The sequence below is a fragment of the Arthrobacter rhizophilus genome (assembly GCF_026241105.1).
GTDB lineage: Bacteria > Actinomycetota > Actinomycetes > Actinomycetales > Micrococcaceae > Arthrobacter.
Genome location: NZ_JAPFFT010000020.1, coordinates 14,060 through 39,325 on the forward strand (window position 1 = coordinate 14,060; position 25,266 = coordinate 39,325).

Annotated in this window: 21 protein-coding genes; 16 read left to right on the forward strand and 5 right to left on the reverse strand. The window is 63.6% G+C overall.

Going from position 1 to position 25,266, the window contains the following annotated elements; translation table 11 throughout:
- Nucleotides 1-88: 88 nt before the first annotated feature.
- The 8 genes from OOZ51_RS16010 (at nucleotide 89) to OOZ51_RS16045 (ending at nucleotide 9,490) form a co-directional block, all read left to right on the forward strand.
- On the forward strand, nucleotides 89-1,522 hold the full coding sequence (locus tag OOZ51_RS16010; RefSeq protein WP_323054773.1) for an MFS transporter: 1,434 nt from the start codon (nucleotides 89-91) through the stop codon (nucleotides 1,520-1,522).
- Nucleotides 1,519-2,262: a 3-hydroxybutyrate dehydrogenase gene (locus OOZ51_RS16015; RefSeq protein WP_265980770.1), complete on the forward strand. Its 744-nt coding sequence runs from the start codon at nucleotides 1,519-1,521 to the stop codon at nucleotides 2,260-2,262. Before OOZ51_RS16010 ends, OOZ51_RS16015 begins: the two co-directional genes overlap by 4 nt.
- Nucleotides 2,263-2,383: 121 nt before the next feature.
- Entirely contained in the window at nucleotides 2,384-3,526 is a 1,143-nt protein-coding gene (locus OOZ51_RS16020; protein ID WP_265980771.1) for a GGDEF domain-containing protein, read from the forward strand.
- Between the two features lie 168 nt (nucleotides 3,527-3,694).
- Nucleotides 3,695-5,131: a GH32 C-terminal domain-containing protein gene (locus OOZ51_RS16025; protein ID WP_265980772.1), complete on the forward strand. Its 1,437-nt coding sequence runs from the start codon at nucleotides 3,695-3,697 to the stop codon at nucleotides 5,129-5,131.
- Between the two features lie 47 nt (nucleotides 5,132-5,178).
- Nucleotides 5,179-6,513 (forward strand): ABC transporter substrate-binding protein, encoded by a 1,335-nt coding sequence (locus OOZ51_RS16030; RefSeq protein ID WP_265980773.1) that lies wholly within the window; start codon nucleotides 5,179-5,181, stop codon nucleotides 6,511-6,513.
- Between the two features lie 45 nt (nucleotides 6,514-6,558).
- Nucleotides 6,559-7,440, forward strand: a complete 882-nt coding sequence (locus OOZ51_RS16035; RefSeq protein WP_265980774.1) for a carbohydrate ABC transporter permease — start codon at nucleotides 6,559-6,561, stop codon at nucleotides 7,438-7,440.
- Nucleotides 7,437-8,342 (forward strand): carbohydrate ABC transporter permease, encoded by a 906-nt coding sequence (locus OOZ51_RS16040; RefSeq protein WP_265980775.1) that lies wholly within the window; start codon nucleotides 7,437-7,439, stop codon nucleotides 8,340-8,342. Before OOZ51_RS16035 ends, OOZ51_RS16040 begins: the two co-directional genes overlap by 4 nt.
- 122 nt (nucleotides 8,343-8,464) lie before the next feature.
- Nucleotides 8,465-9,490, forward strand: a complete 1,026-nt coding sequence (locus OOZ51_RS16045) for a LacI family DNA-binding transcriptional regulator (RefSeq protein ID WP_416346393.1) — start codon at nucleotides 8,465-8,467, stop codon at nucleotides 9,488-9,490.
- Here OOZ51_RS16045 and OOZ51_RS16050 read toward each other — a convergent pair.
- Nucleotides 9,479-9,712, reverse strand: a complete 234-nt coding sequence (locus OOZ51_RS16050) for a helix-turn-helix domain-containing protein (RefSeq protein ID WP_265980838.1) — start codon at nucleotides 9,710-9,712, stop codon at nucleotides 9,479-9,481. The two genes, OOZ51_RS16045 and OOZ51_RS16050, sit on opposite strands and share 12 nt — an antisense overlap.
- Before the next feature lie 379 nt (nucleotides 9,713-10,091).
- Here OOZ51_RS16050 and OOZ51_RS16055 point away from each other — a divergent pair, with 379 nt between their 5' ends.
- The gene (locus tag OOZ51_RS16055; RefSeq protein WP_265980776.1) at nucleotides 10,092-10,721 is read left to right on the forward strand and encodes a hypothetical protein; all 630 of its coding nucleotides are present in this window, start codon (nucleotides 10,092-10,094) and stop codon (nucleotides 10,719-10,721) included.
- Nucleotides 10,722-10,759: 38 nt separating this feature from the next.
- Here the strand turns inward: OOZ51_RS16055 and OOZ51_RS16060 are convergent, their stop codons facing one another.
- The gene (locus tag OOZ51_RS16060; protein WP_265980777.1) at nucleotides 10,760-11,395 is read right to left on the reverse strand and encodes a LysE family translocator; all 636 of its coding nucleotides are present in this window, start codon (nucleotides 11,393-11,395) and stop codon (nucleotides 10,760-10,762) included.
- A 103-nt stretch (nucleotides 11,396-11,498) separates the two neighbouring features.
- A complete protein-coding gene (locus OOZ51_RS16065; protein ID WP_265980778.1) occupies nucleotides 11,499-12,971 on the reverse strand; it encodes an amino acid permease in 1,473 nt (490 codons plus the stop codon).
- 223 nt (nucleotides 12,972-13,194) lie between these two features.
- Here OOZ51_RS16065 and OOZ51_RS16070 point away from each other — a divergent pair, with 223 nt between their 5' ends.
- From OOZ51_RS16070 to OOZ51_RS16100, 7 genes are all read left to right on the forward strand, one after another.
- Entirely contained in the window at nucleotides 13,195-13,620 is a 426-nt protein-coding gene (locus OOZ51_RS16070; protein WP_265980779.1) for a hypothetical protein, read from the forward strand.
- Entirely contained in the window at nucleotides 13,614-13,847 is a 234-nt protein-coding gene (locus OOZ51_RS16075; protein ID WP_265980780.1) for a helix-turn-helix transcriptional regulator, read from the forward strand. The genes OOZ51_RS16070 and OOZ51_RS16075 overlap by 7 nt, the downstream gene beginning before the upstream one ends.
- Nucleotides 13,844-14,830, forward strand: coding sequence for an NAD(P)-dependent alcohol dehydrogenase (locus tag OOZ51_RS16080; RefSeq protein ID WP_265980781.1), 987 nt, complete (start codon nucleotides 13,844-13,846; stop codon nucleotides 14,828-14,830). Before OOZ51_RS16075 ends, OOZ51_RS16080 begins: the two co-directional genes overlap by 4 nt.
- A 164-nt stretch (nucleotides 14,831-14,994) precedes the next feature.
- The gene (locus OOZ51_RS16085; protein ID WP_265980782.1) at nucleotides 14,995-15,801 is read left to right on the forward strand and encodes an IclR family transcriptional regulator; all 807 of its coding nucleotides are present in this window, start codon (nucleotides 14,995-14,997) and stop codon (nucleotides 15,799-15,801) included.
- A gap of 139 nt (nucleotides 15,802-15,940) precedes the next feature.
- Entirely contained in the window at nucleotides 15,941-17,665 is a 1,725-nt protein-coding gene (hutU, locus tag OOZ51_RS16090) for a urocanate hydratase (protein WP_265980783.1), read from the forward strand.
- A gap of 13 nt (nucleotides 17,666-17,678) precedes the next feature.
- Nucleotides 17,679-19,271, forward strand: a complete 1,593-nt coding sequence (gene hutH / locus OOZ51_RS16095) for a histidine ammonia-lyase (protein WP_265980839.1) — start codon at nucleotides 17,679-17,681, stop codon at nucleotides 19,269-19,271.
- A 194-nt stretch (nucleotides 19,272-19,465) separates the two neighbouring features.
- A complete protein-coding gene (locus OOZ51_RS16100; protein ID WP_265980784.1) occupies nucleotides 19,466-19,714 on the forward strand; it encodes a hypothetical protein in 249 nt (82 codons plus the stop codon).
- A 98-nt stretch (nucleotides 19,715-19,812) separates the two neighbouring features.
- On the opposite strand, the gene OOZ51_RS16105 is transcribed toward OOZ51_RS16100, so the two are convergent.
- Nucleotides 19,813-20,034, reverse strand: a complete 222-nt coding sequence (locus tag OOZ51_RS16105; RefSeq protein ID WP_265980785.1) for a hypothetical protein — start codon at nucleotides 20,032-20,034, stop codon at nucleotides 19,813-19,815.
- A 97-nt stretch (nucleotides 20,035-20,131) separates the two neighbouring features.
- A complete protein-coding gene (locus OOZ51_RS16110) occupies nucleotides 20,132-25,099 on the reverse strand; it encodes an NAD-glutamate dehydrogenase (RefSeq protein WP_265980786.1) in 4,968 nt (1,655 codons plus the stop codon).
- Nucleotides 25,100-25,266: the final 167 nt, after the last annotated feature.

A 25,266-nucleotide genomic window follows, 5' to 3' on the forward strand; every position in this document is an offset into this window, starting at 1 on the left:
AAGCACCGATGATGTGCAGCAATACTCATTGGAGCATTTCGTGCTGTGGATCACAGCACATGTCAGCGTGGACACTAAGGAGATGGACATGAGCGTAGGACAACGCTCCGCAGCAGGCGCCGACCGGCCGGCCGGGAACCCCACAGGCAAGGCAACAGGCGCAACTGGCAACGGCCCAGCAGGCAAAGGCTCAGGACTCAAGAAGATTGTCGCCGCCTCGATGGTTGGCACCGTGGTGGAATGGTACGAATTCTTCCTCTACGCCACCGCCGCAACCCTGGTTTTCGGCAAGTACTTCTTCCCGCCCACCGGCAACGAGCTTGACGGCATCATCCAGGCATTCCTGACATACGCGGTGGGCTTCGTGGCCCGGCCCCTGGGTGGCATCGTCTTCGGCCAGATCGGCGACAGGCTTGGCCGTAAACCCACCTTGCAGCTCACCATTGTGATTGTTGGTATCTCCACCTTCCTCATGGGTTGCCTCCCCGGCTTCGCCGACCTCGGTTACTGGGCGCCTGCCATGCTCGTGGCACTCCGCTTCATCCAAGGCTTCGCGCTGGGTGGCGAATGGGGCGGCGCGGTGCTGCTGGTGGCAGAACACAGCCCCAGCAAGTCGCGTGGCTTCTGGTCAAGCTGGCCGCAGGCCGCTGTTCCGGTCGGCAACCTCCTCGCCACGCTGGTCCTGTTCATCATGTCCACCACGCTCAGCAGCGCGGCCTTCCTTGGCTGGGGCTGGCGTGTGGCTTTCTGGCTCTCCGCCGTGATCGTCTTCGTGGGTTACTACATCCGCACCCATGTGACCGAGGCACCGATCTTCCTTGAGGCGAAGGCCCTTGTGGAGAAGGAGCAGGCCGTCAGCTACGGCGTCGGCGAAGTCATCCGCAAGTACCCCAAGGGCATCCTGCAGGCCATGGGACTCCGGTTCGCCGAGAACATCATGTACTACCTCGTGGTGAGCTTCTCCATCGTCTACCTCAAGAGCGTGCACAAATACGACACCTCGTCCCTATTGCTCGCCTTGCTGATTGCCCACGTCATCCACTTCATCGTCATACCGCAAATCGGCAGGCTGGCGGACAGTTGGGGACGCAAGCCCGTCTACCTGATCGGCGCCATAACCGGTGCCACGTGGCCGTTCTTCGCCTTCCCCATGTTCGACACCAAGAACCCCGTGGTGATCGTTGCCGCCGTGACCATCGGCCTGTGCCTTCACGCCTTCATGTACGCAGGGCAGCCGGCCATCATGACCGAGCTCTTCCCCACCCGCATGCGCTACTCGGGCGTCTCGCTTGGCTCGCAGGTGACCTCGATCTTCGCCGGTTCGCTGGCCCCGCTGCTGGCGACCCAATGGCTCAAGGACACCGGATCCTGGATGCCCACCGCCATCTACCTGGTGATCGCTTGCGCCATCACAGCCGTCGTCGTCTTGACACTCAAGGAGACCCGCGGGGTGGCACTCGAGGACGTTGACGACGCCGACGCCGTTCGCCACGGCCTGTCAACAGCAGGTGCCCGCGCATGACCCTGGAAGGCCGCAAGGCCCTGGTCACCGGCGGGGCGGGCGGAATCGGGGCGGCCTGCGCCACGGCCCTCGCCGCGAGGGGCGCGAAAGTTGTGGTGGCCGACGTCGACGCCGCCGGAGCTGCGGCGCTCGCCGATAGGCTCGGCGGCACCGCCTGGGCCGTCGACTTGCTCGACACGGAGGCGCTGGCCGGACTCAGCCTGGATTGCGACATCCTGGTCAACAACGCCGGCATCCAGAAAGTCGCTCCAATTGAGGAGTTCGAGCCGGAAGACTTCCGCCGGATCCTGACCCTCATGCTTGAAGCGCCGTTCCTGCTAATCCGGGCCGCATTGCCGCACATGTACGCCAACGGATTCGGCCGGATCATCAACATTTCCTCGGTCCACGGGCTGCGGGCGTCCGAATTCAAGAGCGCGTACGTCTCAGCCAAACACGGGCTCGAGGGGCTCAGCAAGGTGACAGCCCTCGAAGGCGGCCAGCACGGGGTCACCTCCAACTGCATTAATCCAGGGTATGTGCGCACGCCCCTCGTCGAAAGGCAGATCGCGGACCAGGCCTTGCTGCACGGGATCCCTGAATCCGAGGTCCTGGCCAAGGTCATGCTGACGGAGTCCGCGGTGAAGCGACTGGTGGAGCCGGAGGAAGTCGCGTCGCTGGCCGCATGGATAGCGTCCGACGACGCCGGCATGGTCACCGGGGCCAGTTACACGATGGATGGGGGCTGGTCCGCCCGCTAACGCCGCTAAGGCCCGCTAACCCCGCCCGCCCGTTCGGCCCGGCAACCTCGTTACCCGCGGTTGCCGGGCCGAACGACCCCTGAATGTCGTAGGCTGGTGTGGCGTACGAGGGGAACGAAATATGGGTCTCGATCCGGTCAGTCTCAAGGTAGCTCTGGGCGTTGTCGCGCTCACTTTGTGCCTGCTGTTTTTCGGATCGTTCCGCCGGAGCCGCTCTGCATACAGCGGCTGGTGGTGCCTTGCCCTCGTCTTCTTGCTCACCGGAAACACGGCATACCTGCTCACCGGGACCTCCCAGCAAATTTGGGCGGGTCCCCTCGGCAATGCCTTGCTGGTCGCCGGGGCATTCAGTGTGTGGGCGGGCTCGCGTTCTTTGAGGCTGCTTCCGACGCCGCGGTGGCAACTCCTCGCAGGACCCGTCGCCACTGCTGTTGCCGCGACGCTGGAGAATCCGGCCACTAACGAATGGTCAGGCGGCTTGGTGTATTTGGCCATGATGTCCATGGGCATGGCCTTGGCAACAGTTGAACTTTGGCGGTTGAAGCCCACCGTTTCACGCGCCGGCCGGTCCCTGGCGCTGGCCGCGGGAGTCCTGGGCGCGTTCTTTTTCGGCCGGGGGATCGCCTATGTGGTGGAAGGGCCCGACGGGCCGGACTTCGGCACCTATCTCAGCTCGGGAACCACCAGCGTGGTCACCATGGTGCTGCTGGTCACCGTGTCTTTCAGCATGACGGCGTTGAGCAACGAGCAGCTTATTAACGGCCTCAACGAACGTGCCACCCGCGACGGCCTGACGGGGCTTCTCAACCGCGCAGCCTTCATGGAGTTGGCCGCCCAGGAAATCAAAAGGCTGCACACCGCGGGATCGGTCTCCACCTTGATCCTCGCCGACCTGGACCATTTCAAGGCCCTCAACGACAGCTACGGCCACGCCGCGGGCGACACCGCCATCCAGGCATTCGCCGCCGCATGTCAGGCCTCGGTCCGCCACACTGACCTCGTCGGGAGGTATGGCGGAGAGGAATTCACCATCCTGCTTCCCGGGGCTGACATGGAGAGTGCCGAAATCATTGCGGGTGAAATCAGCCGCCGGTTGGCCTCGGCAAAAACGCCGGACGGAATCACTTTCCCCACTGTGAGCTACGGCATCGCCCCCAGCACCTTCGTGGACGCCGAGGTGGTCCACATGATTGCGGCCGCCGACAAAGCCCTCTACCAAGCCAAGTCCCTCGGGCGGAACCGCGCGGTCTGCGCGCCGTCCTAACCGCGGGGATCTAACCGCCGTCGTGCGCGAAAACCGACGCAACGCTAGGTCGATCCAGCAGTGCCTAGGCATGCGCTAAAACAATCTGCTAAAACGCTTGATCAAAATTGTGACGTCGGTTACGCTTGCATTGATCAAACGCTTTAGCAGAAATGGACATCAACGCCGATGACTCGCTCAGTCTTCTTCCAGCCCGCCGATGGATGGGTTGGAGACTTGATCCCTTTCCAGAAGGACGGGGAGTTCTGGCTCTTCTATCTGCACGAGGTACGGACCGAACCCAAACCGGGGACGTCTTGGAATCTTGTGACCACCAAGGACCTCACGCAGTTCGAGGACCATGGGGTATCGCTGCACCATGGCGGGGAGGGTGATGCGGACTTCAATGCATACACGGGCAGTGTTGTGTGCGACGAGTCCGGAATTCACCACCTGTTCTATACGGGACAGAATCCCCGGCACCTCGGCTCTGACGGAGCTCCGTTGCAACTTGTCATGCACGCCACCAGCGCGGACGGAATGCTGACGTGGGTGAAGCATCCGGAGCTGACCTTCGGCGCCCCGGCCGGCTACGAAACCGGCGACTGGCGCGATCCTTTCGTCTTCAAGGACGAGGCAAGCGGTTTGTGGCGGATGCTGCTGGCCGCACGGCACACAGAGGGTCCGGAGCGCCGTCGCGGAGTGATCGCCCAATGCGTCTCCCCGGACCTGATGGACTGGGAGCACACCGAGCCGTTTTGGGATCCGCGCCGGTACATCACGCACGAATGCCCGGAGGTTTTCGCCTGGGGCGACTGGTGGTACCTCGTCTACTCGGAATTCTCAGAGTCCTTCACTACCCGCTACCGCATGGCGAAAAGTCCCGATGGACCATGGACCGTGCCCGCACGCGACAGCGTTGACGGCCGCGCCTTCTATGCCTCGAAGACCGCCGAGCGGGATGGTCGCCGGTTCTTCTTCGGCTGGATCGCCAGCAAAGAGGACAACCGCGACGACGGTGCCTGGCAGTGGGCGGGCACCATGTCCGTCCTCGAGGCCCGCCAGAACGGCGACGGCACCCTCGCGTTTTCCTTCGCCGACGAACTTGTCGAGAGCTTCTGGGATGAAATCCCGGTAACCTTCGGCAGCGCCCTTCCGGTGGCTCTGCACGCTCCCGACGGGTACATGGCCACCGTGTCCGATGAAGTCCTCCCTCGGCAGTTCTACGCCCGGGCGGTGCTGCAGATAGAACCCGATACAACCGAGTGCGGACTGCTGCTCCGCTCAAGCGCGGACGGGGACGAGTCCTACATCATCCGCCTGGAACCGAAACGCAGCCGCATGGTGTTGGACCGATGGCCCCGGGAAATCAACGGCGACGCGCAATGGCACGTCTCGGGGGATGTCCCCTTCGAAATCGAGTTGGAACGCCCCTGCGAGCTCGCACCGGGAGAGCACACCCTCGAACTTGTCGTCGACGGGGACCTCTGCGTCGTCGTCGTCGACGGGCAGGTCGCCTTGAGCGCCCGGATCTACGAGCTACCCGACGGCCGGATCGGCGTTTTCGCCGGTGAAGGCACTGTCACCGTCACTGAACTTGAGATACGTAAGCGCACAGACAACTAAATAGCCAGCGCCAAACTTCCGTTCAAAATCGAAGGAGATTGTCCCCCATGAAGAAACTCTTGCGAACGGCCGCCGTAGCAGCGGCCGTCACCCTCGCCCTCGCCGCATGTGGCAGCGGCGGCGGCAATCCCGCAGCCAACGTCAGCCCCACCGGCGAAATCAAGCCGCGGCAAATCTCGTGGCTTCTGTCCCGGCCGGCTGACGGTGCAGTCATCAACATCATGAAAAAGATCGCCGATGAGTATGCGCGGACCCATCCCGGCTTTTCCCTCAACCTGATCACGACCCCCGACCGGCCCTCGTACATCCAGAAGTACGAGACCCTCGCCGCTGCAAACAAGCTTCCCGAGCTGTTCGACACTGACGCAACTCCCTTCGCCCAGCAGCTCGCCAAGAAAGGCACGATGGTCGACGGCGAGAAGCTGCTGAAAGACCTTGGCGTCTACGACTCCTACCGGACGAACGCGCTGAATTACCAGCGCTTCGACGACGGATCCCTCTACATGATTCCGTTCCAGTTCGAGCTGGAGTACTTCTGGTACAACAAGGCCCTTTTCCAGCAGGCAGGAATTTCAGTGCCGAAATCACTCGACGACATTCCCGCGATGTGCACTGCCTTGCGCAAGGCCGGCATCACGCCGCTCGCCCTTGACGGCCAGGACCAGTGGCCCCTCGAGCGCTACGTCTCGTACCAGCCCTTCCGCGACGCCGGACCCGACTACGTCCAGAAGCTCAAGAAGGGCGACGCGAAGTTCAGCGACGCCACCGGCCAGAAGACGGTCAACTGGATAAGCCAGCTCGGAGGGGCCGGATGCTTCCAGGACGGCTTCTCGTCCCAGGGTTACTCTGACGCCCAGAACCTGTTCACCTCCGGCAAGGCCGCCATGTACAACATCGGCACCTGGGAACTGCCCAGCCTAGCGACGGACAAGCTGAATCCGGCGGTGCGTAACGACGTCGACTACTTCACGCTGCCGGCCACGCCAAGTTCCGCCACGGCCACCAACGAGTACGTGGCAACCTCCGGGATCGGCATGGCGGTCAACTCAAAGACCTTTGACCCGCTGGTGAGCGACTTCCTGAAGTTCGCCCTCGCCAAGTACCCCTCGGAGTATGCGGCCACGGGCGCCCTCTCGCCGACGACGAACGTCCAGACGACGATTCCGGCCAATGCCACGCCACTGTACAAGAAGGCAATCGACCAGGCGAAGGATCTCGGGTCGAAGCTCGCGATGCCTTGGGACACGCAGTTGGATCCGACGACGAATAGCAGGCTGCAACAAGAGCTCGTGCTCTTGGCGCAAGGCAATATCAAGCCTGCCGAGTTCACCAGCACGATGGATAGCACCATCGCGCAGAATGCTCCTAAGTTCTTCAAGTAACCCCAAGCGGTGGGGGGCGCGTGCCCCCACCCGAAAGGCACTCCCATGCTTCCCAACCGATCACGACTCTCCGTCCTGGTCTTCCTGCTCCCGCCGCTGCTTCTCTACGGCGTCGCGGTGCTGTTCCCGATACTGCAATCGCTGTTCCTCAGCTTCTTCTCCTGGAACGGCATCAGTGACATGGAGTTCGTGGGCTTCGCGAACTACGTGCGCATGCTCACCGGCGACAGTGTCTTCTGGCACTCCTTCATCAATGCCCTCGGCTACCTCGCCATCTGCTTGGTCTTGCAGTTGGGCGGTGCATTGTTTGTCGCCAGTCTCCTCACCTCGCTGCGCCGCGGTGCCGGAATCATCAAGACCCTCTACCTGCTGCCGGCCGTGATCTCGACGGTGGCCATCGCGTTCCTCTTCGTGCGCATCTACTCAATCGACCCAGTGGGCCTGCTCAACCAGGTCCTCAGCTGGATCGGTCTCGGCGGCCTGGAACGGCCCTGGCTTTCCGACGTCAACACGGTCCTCGCGGCAGTGTCAGGCCCCGAAGGCTGGCGGTTCACAGGCCTGTACATGCTCATCATCTACGCGGCCCTGCTGGCCGTCCCGCAGGAACTTGAAGAAGCTGCGCGCCTCGACGGCGCCAACCAGTGGCAAATGTTCACCAAAATCCGATTTCCTTACATCCGGCCCGTGTGGATTACCACGACCATCATGGCCACAACCTACGGCCTCCGAGGATTCGACATCCCCTACCTCATGACGAACGGCGGCCCCGGCCAGTCGTCGGAACTCCTGACGACCTACATGTACAAAACCGCGTTCACGAGCACCGACTTCGGCTACGCCAGCACCATCTCCGTGTTCATCGTCATCGAATGCCTCGTCGCCGTCGGACTCATCTTGCTCATGCTCAAACGAAAGGCCGACGCATGACCGCGCAAACAGCCCCGGTTACCAGGCCGATCCCTGCCCCACCAAGCAGCCCGGCTCCGCGACGTCGACGGCGCAAGCCAAACGTCTTCCGAAGCTTGTCGAGGACGCTGATCGTCCTCATCGTCGTGGTGCAGGTCTACCCCCTCGCCTGGCTGTTCCTCACGAGCCTGCGGAACGAGCACGACTTCGCTACCGGTGATCCCTTCGCACTGCCGAGCTCCATCAGCTTCGACAACTACGTCCGCGCGTTCCAGACCGGCAACCTCGGCCAGAACATCCTGAACAGCTTCATCGTCACTATGGGTGCCAACCTGCTGATCGTCCTGCTGGGGATGATGGCCGCATATGCGCTGCAGGTCCTTGGATTCCGGTTCAGCAAATTCGTCCGCGGCCTTTTCCTGATCGGCATCATCGTGCCGGTGCAGATCGCACTTGTACCGCTGTTCATCGACTACTCGTCCGTGAACCTGCTGGACACCTACCAGTCGATGATCATCCCCTTGGCCGGGTTCGCGCTTCCCATGTCGATCTACCTTTTCTCGTCATTCTTTGAATACATCCCCAGGGAAACCTATGAGGCAGCCTCGCTGGACGGCGCAGGTCCGTACCGCATCTTCGGACTGATCACCCTGCCGCTGTCGACCAACACCGTAGTGACGGTGGTGCTGGTAAACAGCATCTTCATCTGGAACGATTTCATCTTCGCGAACACGTTCGTTCTCTCCGAAGGACTCAAGACCATCCCGCTGGGGCTGCAGAACTACATCGGAGCAATGGGCAAGGTCGATTGGACTGCAACGTTTGCGGCTGTCTGCATCACCATCACTCCTTTGCTGCTGGTGTTCCTCGTCCTCAACAAGGCGATGATCCAAGGCCTCGAGAGCGGGGCCACGAAGGGATGAGGACGCGGCCACTGGATAGACTGTGAAATGGAGGGCCAATGACGTCTGAAGAAAGCTTGACAGAACCCGAGGTTAACCCCTTGCATCCACCGATGACTCCTAGGACGAGTCATCCGGTCACCATGCGGGAGGTAGCGGAAGGGGCTGGAGTTTCCGTTGCCACGGTTTCCCTCGTGGTCAACAACAAGAAAGACGCCAGGATCGGGGCCGGGACCCGCAAGCGCGTGCTGGACACCATCCGCGAACTGGGCTATCGCCCGAATGCCCTCGCCAAGAACCTGGTGAGTGGCAGTTCACGGTTCATTGGCCTCGTCGCTGACGCGATCGCGACGACCCCCTTCGCAGGGCAGATCATCCACGGCGCCCAGGACGAAGCCTGGAAACACGGATTCGTCCTCTTGGTCGCCAACACCGAGGGCAACGAGCCCGCGGAAAAGGACGCTATCTCGATGATGCTCGAACACAAGGTTCGGGGCATCCTGTATTCCACCTGGTTCCACCGTCCGGCCGAGATCCCCGCCGCGTTGCACGAGACGGACTTCGTGCTGGTCAACTGCTTCTCTCCGGACTCCGACGCCCTCGCTGTGGTCCCGGATGAAGTCCATGGCGGACGGGAAGCAACCGACATTCTCTTGCGAAAGGGGCACCGACGAATCGCCTTTATCAACGCAACGATCCCAGCCCCGGCTAAGGACGGACGTCTCCAGGGCTACCGGGAAGCGCTCGAATCTGCAGGGATCGCGTTTGACCCGCACCTCGTGTTCGACGCGTTTCCAGATCAGGAGGGCGGATACGAAGCCGTCGAGGAGCTCCTCAAACGGGACGTCACGGCGGTCTTCTGCTACAACGACCGTATGGCCATGGGTCTCTACGACGGGCTGAAGCAGCAGGGGTTGTCGATTCCCGAGGACATGGCCGTTGTGGGGTTCGACAACCAGGAAGTCATTGCCGCCCACATGCGGCCACCGCTCTCCACTGTCGCGCTGCCGCACTACGAACTAGGCGCTGCTGGCGTGCGCCTGCTCCTCGGCGTCGATGAACCTGCCGGCAGTAGCGTGGTCAAGATCGAGTGCCCGCCGGTGGAACGCGATTCCGTCGGAACGAACATCTTGACAGGCCCGCGGTCACGTTGGACTTCAACTACCTGAGCCTCCGGCACCTTCCTGATGATGCTCGGCGTCGTCCACTGCAGAGTGTTCGATGTAGGATTCCACAGCCGATTCCGGAACGCGGTATGACCGCCCGAATCGCACCGCGTGGATGGCGTGCGAGTTCACTAGGCGGTAGACGGTCATTCTGGACACCCGCAGGGCCTCGGCAACCTCGGCGATTGTCATGAATCGGTTTGCTGGAATGCCGGCGGCGGACATGTTCACGACGGCCTCCTCAACCGGCGGCCGTCGCTTTGGCCTGTTTGGCTGCCCGGGAAAATACCCGGCGTAGCCGTGAGGCCAGCGCGAAGCCACGCCGCACCCGCATCTGAATGATGTACCTCGACGTGGGATCAAGCATCAGAACCACTCCCTTGCAGTTGCGATGTGTCTAGGGTAGGCGCCGAGCGCACGAGGCACATGAGTGACTCTCACCCGCTATGCCACACGGGCCACTCACGCCACTTAGTCAACTACTCGGACAGGAGGCCCAATTCAAGCAAGTGGTCACCCGAGTAGTAGGGGCAAAAGACGGGTAGGCGCTACGCAAGCCAGGCCGGGCGAACGGCCCCTACGCTCGGAGCGTGAGTGGGGAACAATGAAACGAGCAGCAAAAGCAGGAATCGTAGTTGCGGGCGTGGTCGCGGTCGGATTGGCGGGAGCGATTACCCTCAATGCCACGCAGACAGGATCACAGTCGATTCAGGGCGTCACGACGCCGGTCACCGCCAGCGCGACTCCCTCTGCTTCGGCTGCCAACAATGCGCCATCCGCGACTCCGAGTGCCGCCACCTCAACACCCGCCGCGAATGCGTCCCCTAGTGCTGCGCCGTCAAGTCAGGCCCCAGCCCCCGCCCCGACTGCCAGCTCCAAGCCGGAAGCATCAGCCGCACCGGTGCCGGCTCCGGCCGCGCCGGCTCCCGGGGCGCAGGGCCTCGACGGAGCCGGGATCCAACGTATCGAGGACATTTGCACTGCCCGGCTGCGAAGTGACGCTGCCCGTTCCGGAACAGTGACCGGAACGGTGGTGCCCCGGCCATACATCGTCGTCTCTATCGCCTTCTCCGGGGCGCCGGTACGGTCAACGGGGGCGTCCGGCCTGCCGGCCTACGACGTTCTGATGAAGACCACCCTCAAGCTGGCTGATGCTCCTGCCCAGAACGGACAGCGTGTATGCCGGGTCTATGACGCAGACGCGCACGTAGTAGATTGGCTCCCGGCCGGCTGATTCCGCGATTGTCGCTGGGATGCCCGTGGGCGTGCACGCTAGGACTTGGTGCCCGTGAGCGCCAAGGTTCCGCCGAGCCCGATCATCATGACCCCGCCCGTCGCACCCAGTGTCGAAATCCGGCGAGGGGAGCGCGCAAACCAGTGGCGGGCGGTACCTGCGGCAAGTGCCCACATACTGTCGGAGACCAGGGCGATCACCAGGAAGACGGCTCCCAGCTCGGCGAGTTGGAGCGGAATGCCGCCGCTGGCGTATTCCACGAACTGGGGTAGCACTGCCACGAAGAACACGATCGATTTCGGGTTGCTCGCGCCCACGATGAAACCCTCGCGGATCAGCCGCCACACCGACCGCGACGGCGCCGGCCTGGCCGCCGTCGAACGCCCGCCGCGGTGACGGATCGCCTGCACGCCGAGGTAGATCAGATACCCAGCGCCCGCGAACTTGACGACACTGAACAGTAGGATCGACTGCGCCAGCACCGCGCCGAGCCCCAACGCCACCGCGGTGATCTGCGGAACCATGCCCAATGCGTTCCCGAGCACGCTCAGGAGTCCGCCTTTGCGGCCGAGGGCAAGGGAGCGCCCAATCACGAAAAGCACGCTGGGACCAGGGACTGCGATGAGGACCAGAGAGGCCAGGGCAAACGCCAGGAGATTGGTTAACGGAACCATGCCTGATGATAGGCCTTCATTCGTGACTGCCGCGAGATGGCAGATCACGGCAGTGTTTTCGAAAACACTGCCGTGATCTGCACATTTGGGGAAAGCGGGAGGGTTAGGAGGAGCGCTGGGCAACCACGGGCATCGAGCCTGTCTCGTCAACGAGGTCGGCCCGAACGCGACCGCCGCCGCGAACCCACAGCTTGAAGGCCAACACCAGCAGCCCGAGCCATACCGCACCCACGTACAACGCCACGCGGGTGTCCTCGAAGACGCCAAGGATGACGATCACCATGGCCATGAACGCAATTGTCAGCACGGAAGCGGTGGGCCACCACGGCGACGCGAATTCCGACGCCGGCAGTCCCTTGCGCTTGATCTCCCGCTTCATGGCCACGTGCGAGGCGAGGATCAAAGCCCACACCCACACGGTCGCGAAAGTGGCAATGGAGGCGATGATGACGAACACGCTCTCAGGGATGACCGCGTTGAGCACCACGCCCACCAGCAGGATCCCGCCCATCAGGACAACGGTCATCCACGGAACCCCGTGACGCGAGATCTTGCCGAAAATCCTGGGTGCGTGACCTTGCTGGGAGAGGCCGAAGAGGATGCGTCCCGCGCCGAAGATATCGCTGTTGATCGCGGACAGCGCCGCGGTGATCACCACGGCATTGAGGATGTGGGGCGCCGCGGGAATGCCGAGGCCGCTGAAGATCTGCACAAACGGGCTGCCGTTGTTGCCGATTTCATTCCAGGGGAACAGGCTCATGAGCACTCCGAGAGTCAGGACGTAGAACAGCAGCACACGCACGGGCACGGTGTTCACGGCCTGCGGGATGACCTTCTTGGGGTCTGCGGCCTCGCCTGCGGTGATGCCGATCGTTTCGATCCCGCCAAAGGCAAACATGACGACGGCGAACGAGGCCAGGAGCCCCTCGAAACCGTTCGGGAACAGGCCGCCATGGTCAACGAGGTTTCCCAGCCCCGGTGCCGCACCGCCGTCGCCCGTGTGGAAGCCGAACACGATGATCGCCGCACCGCCCGCAATCATGGCGATGATCGCCACTACCTTGATGAGCGAGAACCAAAACTCGAGTTCTCCGAAAACCTTGACGCTCAGGAGGTTCATGGCCCCAAGGAGCAGGATGATCGCCAGGACCCAGATCCAGCGGTCCACCTGCGGGAACCAGAAGCCCATGTAGATGCTGAATGCTGTCACGTCCGCGATCGCCACGATGGCCATTTCGAAAACGTAGGTCCATCCGGTGATGAAGCCTGCCAACGGTCCGAGGTAACGGCTGGCGTACTGGCCGAATGAGCCGGAAACGGGGTGGCGGACAGCCATTTCGCCTAGCGCGCGCATCACCATGAAGACGGCGGCGCCACCGATGATGTATGCGAAGAGAACCGCCGGGCCCGCCTTTTGGATGGCAGACGCGGAGCCGTAGAAGAGGCCTGTTCCGATGGCCGAACCGAGGGCCATGAAGCGGATGTGACGGACGCTGAGGCCGCGGCTGAGAACGGTGGTTACCGCGCCTTCGACGGCTTTGGCCGCTGCCGTGCCGGCTGTTGGTGCTTGCTGCATGCGAATACCTTCTCTCGTCATTGGGAGGGGACTGTTAACCAGCAGACCATTTCGGGAGGGCCTGTGATGGGACTCACGGCGCATCGCTGTCTCGGTTCTCAGACCTTGGTGGCGTGTGGTTCCTCGACCATGGGGGCTTTGGTCTGTAGGTCAAAAACTCTTGACTCAATGTCAATCAAGCTTTACATTTGCGATGTCAGCTTTGTTTTACATGGGAGTCGAAATGTCATTCGAAGAAAAGAGTGCCTGGATCATGGGCGTGCTGGCGGTAGGCTCCTACGCGGCGTACCTCGTCATCGTCTTGGGCGGCGCGGCAAGCACTTCGCTGACCCAGGTTCCCTACGTGGCGCCCATGCTCTGGACGATCGGAGCGTCGATTGGGGTATCCATCGTGCTTCACATCCTGATCCGGATGGCTTCTCCCAAGAACGCGGGCAAGGACCAGCGGGACAAGGAGATCTATCGCTTTGGCGAGTACATCGGCCAGTCGTTCGTGATCATTGGCGCAGTGGCGGCGCTCATCATGGCCCTGGCCACGTTGGATTACTTTTGGATCGCCAACGTCATCTACTTGGCCTTCGTTCTCTCCGCGGTGCTCGGATCCGTTGCGAAGATCATCGCCTACCGCCGGGGTTTCCAGCCGTGGTGAAACCGACCAAGGTCACCAATTCCATCCGGTCCCTCCGTTTCGCCCGCGATGAAATGACCCAGGCGCAATTGGCGGACAGTATCGGAGTAACCCGGCAGACCATCATCGCCATCGAGCAGGGCCGCTATTCGCCTTCCCTTGAAATGGCATTCCAAATCGCCCGCGTATTGAACGTGCCGCTCGACGACGTGTTCCAATACCCGGAGAGCGAAGGAGAAACATCATGAAAGCGATCGTTCAAGACAGCTACGGCTCCGCAGATGTGCTCGAGTTTGCCGACGTCGACAAACCGGTCCCCGGCGAAAGCGAGGTCCTCGTGCGGGTCCGCGCTGCCGGCGTCGATCCCGGCGTCTGGCATCTGATGACGGGTCTCCCATACCTCACCAGGGCGTTCGGCTTCGGGGTAAGGAAGCCCAAGAACCGCATCCGTGGCAGGGATATGGCGGGCACGGTGGAATCCGTCGGCGCGAAGGTGACACAGTTCCGGCCGGGTGACGAGGTCTTCGGAACGTGCGAAGGTTCATTTGCCGAGTACGCGTGCGCCAAGGAGGAGAAGATTGCGCCGAAGCCGTCCGCGCTCAACTTCGAGCAGGCCGCGGCCGTCCCTATTTCGGCCACTACCGCCCTGCAGGGCCTCCGGGACAGTGGGAAGCTGCAAGCGGGGGAGAAGGTCCTGATCATCGGCGCGGCGGGTGGGGTGGGATTGTTCGCCGTCCAGTTGGCGAAGGCGTTCGGCGCGGTGGTAACCGGCGTGTGCAGCGCGCCGAAAATGGACGTGGTCCGATCGGCAGGCGCCGATCACGTCATCGACTACGCCAGCGAAGATGTCACCGATGGAACCACGCACTACGATCTCATCCTGGACACCGCGGGCAACCGTCCGCTCAAGCAGCTTCGGCGGGCACTCGCCCCGCGCGGGCGGCTCGTCATCGTCGGCGGGGAAGGCGGTGGCCGTTGGCTGGGTGGCTTTGACCGCTCCCTTCGCGCGCCCATGCTGTCGCTGTTCCTGGGCCAAAAGCTGAGTGGCCTGATGGCCGTGGAACGTCAGGAAGACCTGCGCTTCCTGACGGGGTTGATTGAGGCAGGCAAAGTCACGCCTTTCATCGACAAGACCTTTCCCCTCGCCGGCGCTCCCGACGCAATCCGGTATGCGCACGGCCGCGGCGTGCGGGGCAAAGTAGTAGTCGCAGTGGCACTGGCTGATGGCTGACAACGGGGTTGCCTATGTCTGGGATTCCAGACAGATAGATGTTCTGATTGGTATCCGAACCGCCCCGGGGGGTGCACGCTTAAGTACGGGATCCCGGACACTCCGATTTTCGCCTTGGTGGCAGAAGGGCGTGCCGGGCATGACCGTGCACTCGAAGAGGAGCCATGACCATACAGCCGTCCACCCAAGGCCGGGCCGCTTCCAAGGTCCCTGCCGCCGAGAACACCCTGCGCATCCTGAAGTTGCTTGCTTCCCGGCGAGGCCCGATGGCAGCGTCCAACATCGCTACCGCGCTGGGCCTGCCCCGGTCCAGCGTCTATCACCTGCTTGGTGTCATGGAGGCCAACGGTTTCGTCCTGCACCTTCACGAGGAACAGCGCTACGGACTGGGCATTAGCGCCTTTGAACTCAGTTCGGCCTACTCGCGGCAAGAGCCTTTGTCGCGCCTCGGCCGCCCGATGTTGGCCACCCTCGTGGATGCGATCGGCGAGAGCGCGCATTTGGCCGTGCTGCATGGCCGCGATGTGCTTTACATCGTGGAAGAGCGGGCCAAGAACCGTCCGTCCCTGGTGACCGACGTCGGGGTCCGGCTTCCCAGCCACCTCACCGCCAGCGGGCGTGCCATCCTGGCTGCCCTGCCGAAATCTCAGGTCAGGGCCCTGTATCCGAATGCCGCCGCCTTCACGGCCCGGCATGAGATGGAATCGCCCATCATGAAGTACTCGGCCTTGTCCTCGCACTTGGACCAGGTCCGGCAGCGCGGCTACGCCACTGAACACGGCGAAGTTACGCCAGGCTTCGGCTCAGTTGCCGCTGCCGTCACCGACCATTTGGGATGGCCGACGGCGGCAGTCGCCGTGACGTTCCTCGAGGACCGGGTGCCGGTTGAGGAATGGCCGACGCTGGCCGCCCGCATCCGGAAAACAGCGGACGAGCTGTCTGTGCGCATCCACGGCCGCCCGGGGCAATAGCTTCCCACCCCACCGATCTAGTTGAGTCTGTAATCCCGGACAGCACACTCCCTAAAGCCGTTCCAAGACGGTTGCGGAAGGGCTCTACTGGATACAGAAGGACTTACACCCAGCAACCTCCAGAGACAAAGGAGTCACCATGGCACCCGCCGATTTCACTACCGGAGCCCGTCCTGTCCGGGCCGCCCGCGGTACCGAGCTGACCGCGAAGAGCTGGCAGACCGAGGCGCCGCTGCGCATGTTGATGAACAACCTTGACCCGGAGGTCGCCGAGCGCCCGGATGACCTGGTGGTGTACGGCGGCACGGGCCGTGCGGTGCGGTCCTGGGCCGCGTTCGACGCCATCACCCGGACCCTGGAGACAATGGAGAAGGACGAGACCTTGCTGGTGCAGTCCGGCAAGCCCGTGGGCGTCTTCCGCACCCATGAATGGGCGCCCCGCGTTTTGCTGGCCAACTCGAACCTGGTGGGGGACTGGGCCACGTGGCCGGAATTCCGCCGCCTGGAGGCCGAGGGCTTGATGATGTACGGGCAGATGACCGCCGGGTCCTGGATCTACATCGGCACCCAGGGCATCCTGCAGGGCACTTACGAAACCTTCGCCGCCGTCGGGAACAAGCTCCGGGCCGAAGGCCGCATCCCCGCGGGCACCTCCTCCACCGAGGGACCTTTGGCCGGCACCCTGACCCTGACCGGTGGCTGCGGTGGCATGGGCGGCGCCCAGCCGCTGGCCGTTACCTTGAACGACGGCGCCTGCCTGATCGTGGACGTCGACGAGACCCGCCTGCTCCGCCGCGTCGGCAAGCGCTACCTGGACGAGGTCGAGACCGACCTGGACACCGCCATCGCCAAGGTGCGGAAGGCCAAGGAAGAGCGCCGCGGCTGGTCCGTGGGCTACGTCGGCAACGCTGCCGAAGTCTTCCCCGAACTGCTCCGCCGCCACAAGGCCGGCGAGCTGAGCATAGACGTCGTCACCGACCAGACCTCCGCGCACGATCCGCTGTCCTACCTCCCCGAGGGCATCACGGTGGCCGAATGGCACACCGAGGCCGAGGCCGATCCGGAAGGCTTCACGAAGAAGGCCCAAGCCTCCATGGCCCGGCACGTACAGGCCATGGTCGAGTTCCAGGACGCCGGCGCCGAGGTCTTCGACTACGGGAACTCCATCCGCGACGAGGCCCGCAAGGGCGGCTACGGGCGCGCCTTCGAATTCCCCGGCTTCGTCCCCGCCTACATCCGCCCGCTCTTCTGCGAGGGCCTGGGCCCGTTCCGCTGGGTCGCCCTCTCCGGTGACCCGGAGGACATCCGCGTCACCGACGAAGCCATCAAGGAGCTCTTCCCGGAGAACAAGCACCTGCACAAGTGGATCGACGCCGCCCAGGAACGCGTTGAATTCGAAGGCCTCCCGGCCCGCATCTGCTGGCTCGGCTACGGCGAACGCCACAAGGCCGGCCTGCTGTTCAACCAGCTCGTGAAGGAAGGCAAGGTCAAGGCTCCCATCGTGATCGGCCGCGACCACCTCGACTCCGGCTCCGTGGCCTCCCCGTACCGCGAGACCGAAGCCATGAAGGACGGCTCCGACGCGATCGCCGACTGGCCGCTGCTGAACGCCCTGACCGCAGCCTCCTCCGGCGCCACCTGGGTTTCCATCCACCACGGCGGCGGCGTGGGCATCGGCCGCTCCATCCACACCGGCCAGGTCTCCGTGGCCGACGGCACCGACCTCGCAGCCCAGAAGCTCGAACGCCTCCTCACCAACGACCCCGGCATGGGCGTCATCCGCCACGTCGACGCCGGCTACGAACGCGCCGTCGAAGTCGCCCACGAACGCGGCGTCCGCATCCCGATGGAAGAAAGCAAGTAGGAACACCGTGACTATTACTGCAACATCCCTTGGCCGCCAGACGGTCATCCTCGGCTCCAGCGGAGTCACGCCGGAGGACGTCGTCGCCGTCGCACGCCACGACGCCAGGGTGACCATCTCCCAGGAAGCCCTGGACACGGTCGCCAAAGTCCGCGCCCACATCGACAGCCTCGCCCACAGCGAGGTTCCGGCGTACGGCGTCTCGACGGGCTTCGGTGCCCTGGCCAACCGCCACATCCCCAACGAGCTCCGTACCCAGCTGCAGAAGTCGCTGATCCGCAGCCACGCCGCCGGCATGGGCCCGGCCGTGGAGCGCGAAGTGGTCCGCGGCATCATGTTCCTGCGCGCGAAGACCCTGGCGTCGGGCCGTACGGGCGTTCGCCCCGTGGTTCTGCAGACCATGGTGGACGTCCTCAATGCAGGAATCACCCCCGTAGTCCGTGAATTCGGATCTCTCGGCTGCTCCGGCGACCTCGCCCCGCTGTCCCACTGCGCCTTGGTCCTGATGGGCGAAGGCGAAGCCACCGGCCCCGACGGCGAGCTCTACGGAGCCGCCGGAAAGAAGCCGGTTGCCGAGCTCCTCGCCGCGCACGGCATTGAGCCGGTAGTCCTGGCGGAAAAGGAAGGCCTCGCGCTGGTCAACGGCACCGAGGGCATGCTCGGCATGCTCCTGATGGCCATCGCCGACCTGCACTTGCTGCTCACGACGGCGGATATCACCGCCGCGCTCAGCGTCGAGGCGCTGCTCGGCACTGACCAGGTGTTCCTGCCGGAGCTGCACGCGGCCCTGCGTCCCCACCCGGGCCAGGCTGCCAGCGCGGACAACATGCTGCGGGTGCTTTCCAACTCGCCGATCGTTGCTTCGCACCGCGTCAATGACACCAAGGTCCAGGACGCGTACTCGCTCCGCTGCGCACCCCAGGTAGCCGGCGCAGTCCGCGACACCGTGACGCACGCTGAGCTGGTTGCTTCCCGCGAGTTGGCAGCTGCCATCGACAACCCCGTGGTGCTCCCGGACGGACGAGTGTCTTCCAACGGAAACTTCCATGGCGCCCCGGTGGCCTATGTGCTGGACTTCCTGGCGATCGCCGTCGCGGACTTGTCCTCCATCGCCGAGCGCCGCACGGACCGCATACTGGACCCGGCCCGCTCGCACGGACTCCCGGCGTTCCTTGCCGACGATCCAGGCGTGGACTCTGGCCTCATGATCGCGCAGTACACCCAGGCCGGCCTCGTCTCGGACAACAAGCGCCTGGCCGTTCCGGCGTCGGTGGACTCCATCCCGAGCTCCGCCATGCAGGAGGACCACGTCTCCATGGGTTGGCACGCGGCTCGCAAGCTCCGCAAGGCCATCGAGAACCTGCGCCGGGTCCTGGCCGTGGAACTTGTGACGAGCACCCGTGCCCTCGACATCCGCACCCAACTGTCCGGTGGGGAACTCACTCCGGGGCCAGCTGGCGCTGCCGTGATCGAGGTGCTGCGCGGCGTGGTCGACGGTCCTGGAACTGACCGTTTCCTCTCACCTGAGCTGGAAGCGGCGGACCGTCTTGTAGGCGCTGGCGAGGTCCGTGCGGCCGCCGAATCCGCCGTCGGAATTCTCGCCTGACGCCGAACAAAATACCGTTCGAGTGAACATTAGGAAGCGCCCCGGAAATGTTTGGCAATACGTGCCCCGGGGCGCTTTTCTGTGTAGTAGAACTTATGGGGTACGGCATGTCCACGCCGACGATGTCGTGGGCCTGCTGGGGAATATCCGTTGACAACTGAAGTAACGAACATCCACAAAGGGGTAGAAGTTCAATGAAGGCACGCGGGACAGTCCTGTCCAGGCGAATCGCACAGTCCGCCGTCGTTTCCAACTGGGGAACGTTGAAGGTGGGGGAGCGGATCGAAGTCGTAAGGCACGCGCACGTGGTCGCGGCGGGGGAGGTGCAGGAAGTCTCGGGCAGCGGCAACGTTGTGTGGCTTGAACCGGCAGGACCCGGCGCCGACGAAGCCGCCAAGCAGCTTTTCATGAAGTCCGACGGCGTGGAGCTGCGCCGAGCGTAGTGGCCGTTTAGGTCAAAAAACCGGGGCTTGTTTCCCACTCCGCGCCTTCTTGGCGTGGTCTGGAAAACAAGCCCCGGTTTTGTTGTCTGTACCTGTTCCTAGGCGGCGAGGACCTCGCGGGTCTGGCCGAATGGCACGGACTCGTCCAGGGCAACGGTGTAGCTTCCGGGCTCGCGGCGGGTCACAAGGATCCCGCAACGGCCGTTTTCGGCTGCGGCTTCGATGAGCGTGCCGACTGCACGGTCAAGTCCTGCGTGGACTTCATTGACGGATGAAAAGGACAAATGGATCTCGTTGTGTTCTATTGTGGCTGTGCTCATTGGGGGCCTCCTTCTGCAGGATGCCGCGGGGGGAGCGGCAATTCCTGCATAAAAGATAGCAAAGTGTCATGGGATGTCTGTCATTCTGGGAGCTGGGTCACCGGCGGACCATGGCCCGAAGGAGCTTCACGGCTACCGAGAGTGCCGCGATGTCCACCGGACCGGGCTTGATGGCCGCCTTGATGGTGTCCTGGACGCGCGCGAGTTGTTCGGTGTTTCCGCGTTCCCAATCCATGATCCGCTCTAGGGGGTCGGAAGTTTCCTCCGAGGAGCGTGGAGTGTGCCGGACCACCGCCTTGGTCATGTCGGCAAGAATCAGGTACATGTCGTCACGGAGGGCTGCACGCGCCAACGCTTCCCAGTGCGTGTCCCGCGGCAACAGCGTGATGTGTTCCAGCAAGGGGATGGCCGAGATCCTTTCGAACACGGCAAAGTAGACCTCCGCCACTGCTGCGACCGGCTCTTGCAGTTCTTCAGCGATCGCGGAAATGTCCAAAAGGCCGTAGCTGACCAGGAGTTCGGAGGCCCTGATGCCCAAATCGTGGGGCAGGCCCACCGAATCAGTGTGGGCAAGGCGGTTCAACGAGTGGGCCAGGTTGATGCCGTGCAGGAAGCTCGTGAAATTGGCCCGCATCAGGGACATTGGCCGTTCGAGCCGCGCAATGGCGTCCGCAATGGGTTTGTCCCGGAAATCGTGGGTGACGTACCAGCGGGTGGACCGGTCAAGGAGGCGCCGCATGTCCAAGGCCACAGCGCATACGTGTTCCTTGGGAATGCTTGCCGGCACTTGGGCCAGGGCTTCAGTGACGGAATCGAAGTCCCAGATATGGCGCATCACCACGAATCCACGCGCCACCGCGGCCGCCGAAACGGTCGTTTCCTCCATGGCACGGAACGCGAAGGCTATGCCGCCGAGGTTGATCATGTCGTTGGCGACCACCGTGGCGACGATTTGGCGGCGCAAAGGATGCATAGAGAGGTCATCGCCGAACCGTTCCGAGAGTTGGCGGGGGAAATACTCCCGCAGCGTTTGCGAGAACCATGGATCGTCCGCGAGCCCACCTTCGGTCAGTTCCTTGGCCAGCTCGATCTTGGCATAGGCAGCCAGTACAGCGAGTTCGGGCGAAGTCAGTCCCACCCCGGTCTCTACGCGTTCGCGAAGCTCCGCGGTAGTCGGCAGGCATTCGAGCTTCCGGTCCAGGTCCGTAGCCGAGTCGAGCCAGTCCATGGTCCGTTCGAAGCTCGGGCTCCATCGGAGGACCAACTGTTTGTCATTGAGGAGGAGGACGTTTTGGTCAACGTTGGTTTTCAGGACGAGCCGCCCTACTTCGTCCTGGAGGGAGTGCAGGAAGCCCGTCCTTTCGTTCGGGGGCATCTTGCCTGCTGTGATCATCTGGTCAAGGAAGATCTTGATGTTCACCTCGTGGTCCGAGCAGTCAACGCCTGCCGAATTGTCGATGGCATCGGTGTTCACGAGGATCCCGGCCAGCGCGGCCTCGATCCTGCCCCGTTGGGTGATGCCCAGATTTCCACCCTCGGCAATGATGTGGGTCCGCAGTTGGGCGGCGTTGACCCGGATGGCATCGTTCGATTTGTCTCCGCCGTCGGCATGCGTCTCCGTGGAGGCCTTGACGTAGGTGCCGATTCCGCCGTTGTACAGCAGGTCGACGGGCGCCATGAGGACTGCCTTGAGCAGCTCAGGCGGGGTCATCGCCGTCGCACTTTCATCCAATCCCAAGGCGAGGCGGACCGGTTCGGTGAGGCCGATTGATTTCTCGAGCCGGGAGAACACACCTCCGCCGGGACTGAGCTTGGCAGGGTTGTAGTCGGCCCAGGACGAGCGGGGGAGCTTGAAGAGCCGCTTCCGCTCGGCGAAGGAAACGGCCGGGTCAGGCGTGGGATCCAGGAAAATGTGCCGGTGATCGAAGGCCGCCACCAGCTTGATATGTTTTGAAAGCAGCATGCCGTTTCCGAACACATCGCCGCTCATGTCGCCGATGCCCACCACCGTGAAATCCTCAGTGCTGGAGTCGATCAGTAGCTCGCTGAAATGTTGCCGCACGGACTCCCAGGCGCCGCGCGCGGTGATGCCCATCTGCTTGTGGTCATAGCCCACCGAACCGCCGGACGCGAACGCATCGCCAAGCCAGAATCCGTACTCTGCGGCCAGCGCGTTGGCGATGTCGGAGAACGTGGCCGTGCCTTTGTCCGCAGCCACTACGAGGTAGTAGTCGTCGCCGTCGTGCCGGACGACGCGTGCCGGCGGGACCACTCGTTGCGCGGGGACAGTGCGTTGGGGGACCGCGCGTTGCCGGACCGCGCGACCGTTTGTCCCGCCGTCGAGTCCGGCAACCAGATTGTCCGTGATGTCCAGCAGTCCACGAATGAAGATCCGGTAGCTTTCCTGGCCCTCGGCCAGCCAGGCCGCCCGGTTTTCGGCGGGATCGGGAAGCTGTTTGGAGTAGAAACCACCCTTGGCTCCGGTGGGAACGATCACGGCGTTCTTGACGGTCTGGGCCTTCACGAGTCCCAGGACCTCCGTGCGGAAGTCCTCACGGCGGTCGGACCAGCGCAAGCCACCGCGGGCAATCGCGCCGAAACGCAAATGGACGCCTTCCACCCGCGGCGAGTAGACCCAAATTTCGTAGAGTGGGCGGGGTGCGGGTGCGGCCGGGATGTTGGAGGGGTTGAGCTTGAAGCTCATGTACGGCTTGACCAGGTAGAAGTTGGTGCGGAGCGTGGCCTCCACCAGGCTCGCCAGCGAACGCAGCAGGCGGTCGGCGTCGAGGACCGGTACGGCGTCGATGGCTTCCGCCAGTTCCTTGCGGGCGGCGTTGGTGGCCCGTGTCCTGGAGGTGTACTTGCTGCCGTCCACTTCGAACACGTCACTTCCAGCGGGCACCGGCTCAACCGGCTTGGGCCGGAGCAGCTCAGGATCAAACAGGTCAGGTTCGAACCGGTCCGGATCGAACTTCGCCTCGAAAAGTGAAAGCAAAGCGCGTGTGGCGCGGGGATTCTCGCGGAGGGTGTCCGCGATGAACCCGTAGGAATTGGTGCTCCCCAACTGCCGAAGGTACTTCGCATACGCACGCAGGATGGCTGTCCGCCGCCAGTCAATCCCCTCCCGGATGACCAGGGCATCGAAGGCATCGGTCTCCGCATCTCCCCGCATCGCGGCGCAGAACGAACCGGCCAGCAGTTCGCCCGTTCCCACCGGATCAACCCCGCGCGGGTACACAAGCCCGAGGTCGTACAGGAAGAAGGACCGCCCGTCGGCACGCTGCACATCGAATGGCCGCTGGTCCAGGACGCGCAAACCCAGATTGTGGAAGATGGGCAGAATCTGCGTCAGGCTCTGCGGGCGGGTCAAATAGAGCCGAATCCGCGCGTCCTCCGCAAGGACGGCAGTCCCCGGGCGCTTGTACACGGTCAGCAGAGGGTCTACGGTGTCGTCGTCTCGCATGTCCCCGTCCCGGGGCGCGAAACTCTCGAACCGGACGATGTCCTGAATCGCGTCTTCCACCTCGTAGTCGGCCTTGTAGCTGGCTGGAAAGGCGCTGGCCCATTGCCGGGACAGCCGGGCGGCTTCGTCCGCGGGGAACCTTGCATGCAGGGCCTCGTCCAGGCCTTCGGCCCAGGAGCGCGTGGCCGCGATGATCCGCTGCTCCAGTACCGCAGGATCGACGACGGCGGGCGCCCCCTCGTGTGGCAACAGGACACGGAAGAACACGCGGGCCATGGCGGATTCGCCCAGTCGGAGCTCGAACTCGATTTCTTCGGAGCCCAAGGCCTCGCGAAGCTCGCGTTCAATGTTGAGCCGGACGGCCGTGCTGAAGCGTTGGCGCGGCAGGAAGACGAGTGCCGTCATGAACCGGTTGTGTGAGTCCGGGCGAAGGAATAACCGTGTGCTGTGCCGTTCTTGGAGGCGCAGGATTTCGCGCGCGTGCTCGGCCAGCTGCCGGGCGTCGATGTGGAAGAGCTCGTCGCGGGGATAGGCCTCCACCACTGCCAGGAGCTCCTTGCCGCGATGTGATGTGGGCGAATAGCCGAACGTCCGCAACACCTCATCCACGGTGTCCCGGATGAAGGGAATCTGGAGTGCAGAGCGGGAAGCCGAGCTGGGAGCGAAAAGGCCAACGAAGGTGCGCTCGCCTCTTGTTTCATCCGCAGTCAGGCTGATTTCGTCGAGGTAGGCGCGCCGGAGGACCGTTGAACGGAGGGTGGACTTGGTGAGGCTGAGGACGGGAGCTGCGCCGCGTACGGCGGACGGCTTTGCGGATCGCTCACCTTCGGAGGTCTCACCTTCGGACGCGGTGACCGCCACATTCCTCAGCAGGCCGAGACCCTTCCGTCCGCGGCAGCCGAGGAACACGAAATTCCCGTCGTCCAGCCAGCGCACCAACTCTTGGACCTCCCGCGCTGCGGGAACGGTCTGAGACAACCCGTCCAAACGGCGGACTTCGTCGGCAAGTTCCTGGTGGATCGCGGCGGTATCTTCTGCGGCTGCCCGGACATCGCCAAGGACGTTTTGCAGCCGCTCAACGAGGCGCTCGGCACCCGCGTCGTCCGGAAGCCGGGAAATCTCGACGGCGATCCATGCCTCGGTGAGGGGTCCGCCGTCGTCGTGGTACACGGCGGTGACCGAGGCGGAAGGCTCGACGCCGGACCGGAGGCCCGTCCGCAGGGGACCGTGGCGGACGTCGATCAGGCGATGGGTGGCTGCATCCCGGGTGACTGTAAAAGTGGGGTGGACCAGGAGCCGGATGGAGGTGTTGTCGCTGGCGATTTCCGCGGTGACCGACGGGACCAGGTGGGGCATGTCCTCGGTGACAATCGCTACGAGGCTGGCATCGGCCTCGTTCAGGATGCCGATCACAGCTTGCCCGGGAGCCCGCCGATCCGCCAATGAACGGTGGTACCGCGCACGCTCCAGGAGCGTGTCCGTGGTGTAGTCGCGGACATCATCATCGGCCACGTGTTCGTAGTAGTCGGTCAGGAATCGGTCCGGGGCGCCGGGGGCAGCGCCTCCCACGGCGCGGTCCGCGGGCTCGATCCTGGGTGACATGTCGCTGCGCCTCCGCCGCGCAAGGAGCGGCCGTGCTGTAGCGGTCGGCGAAGTCCCTGCGCCTCATTTCATGATGGCTGGCGCGGGGCAGGCAGTCCAGAGCTGCCTGCCCCGCGACCAATGGAGGAGCCCGCCTAGCGTTTGACGGCGTCCAGCTTGAGCATCTC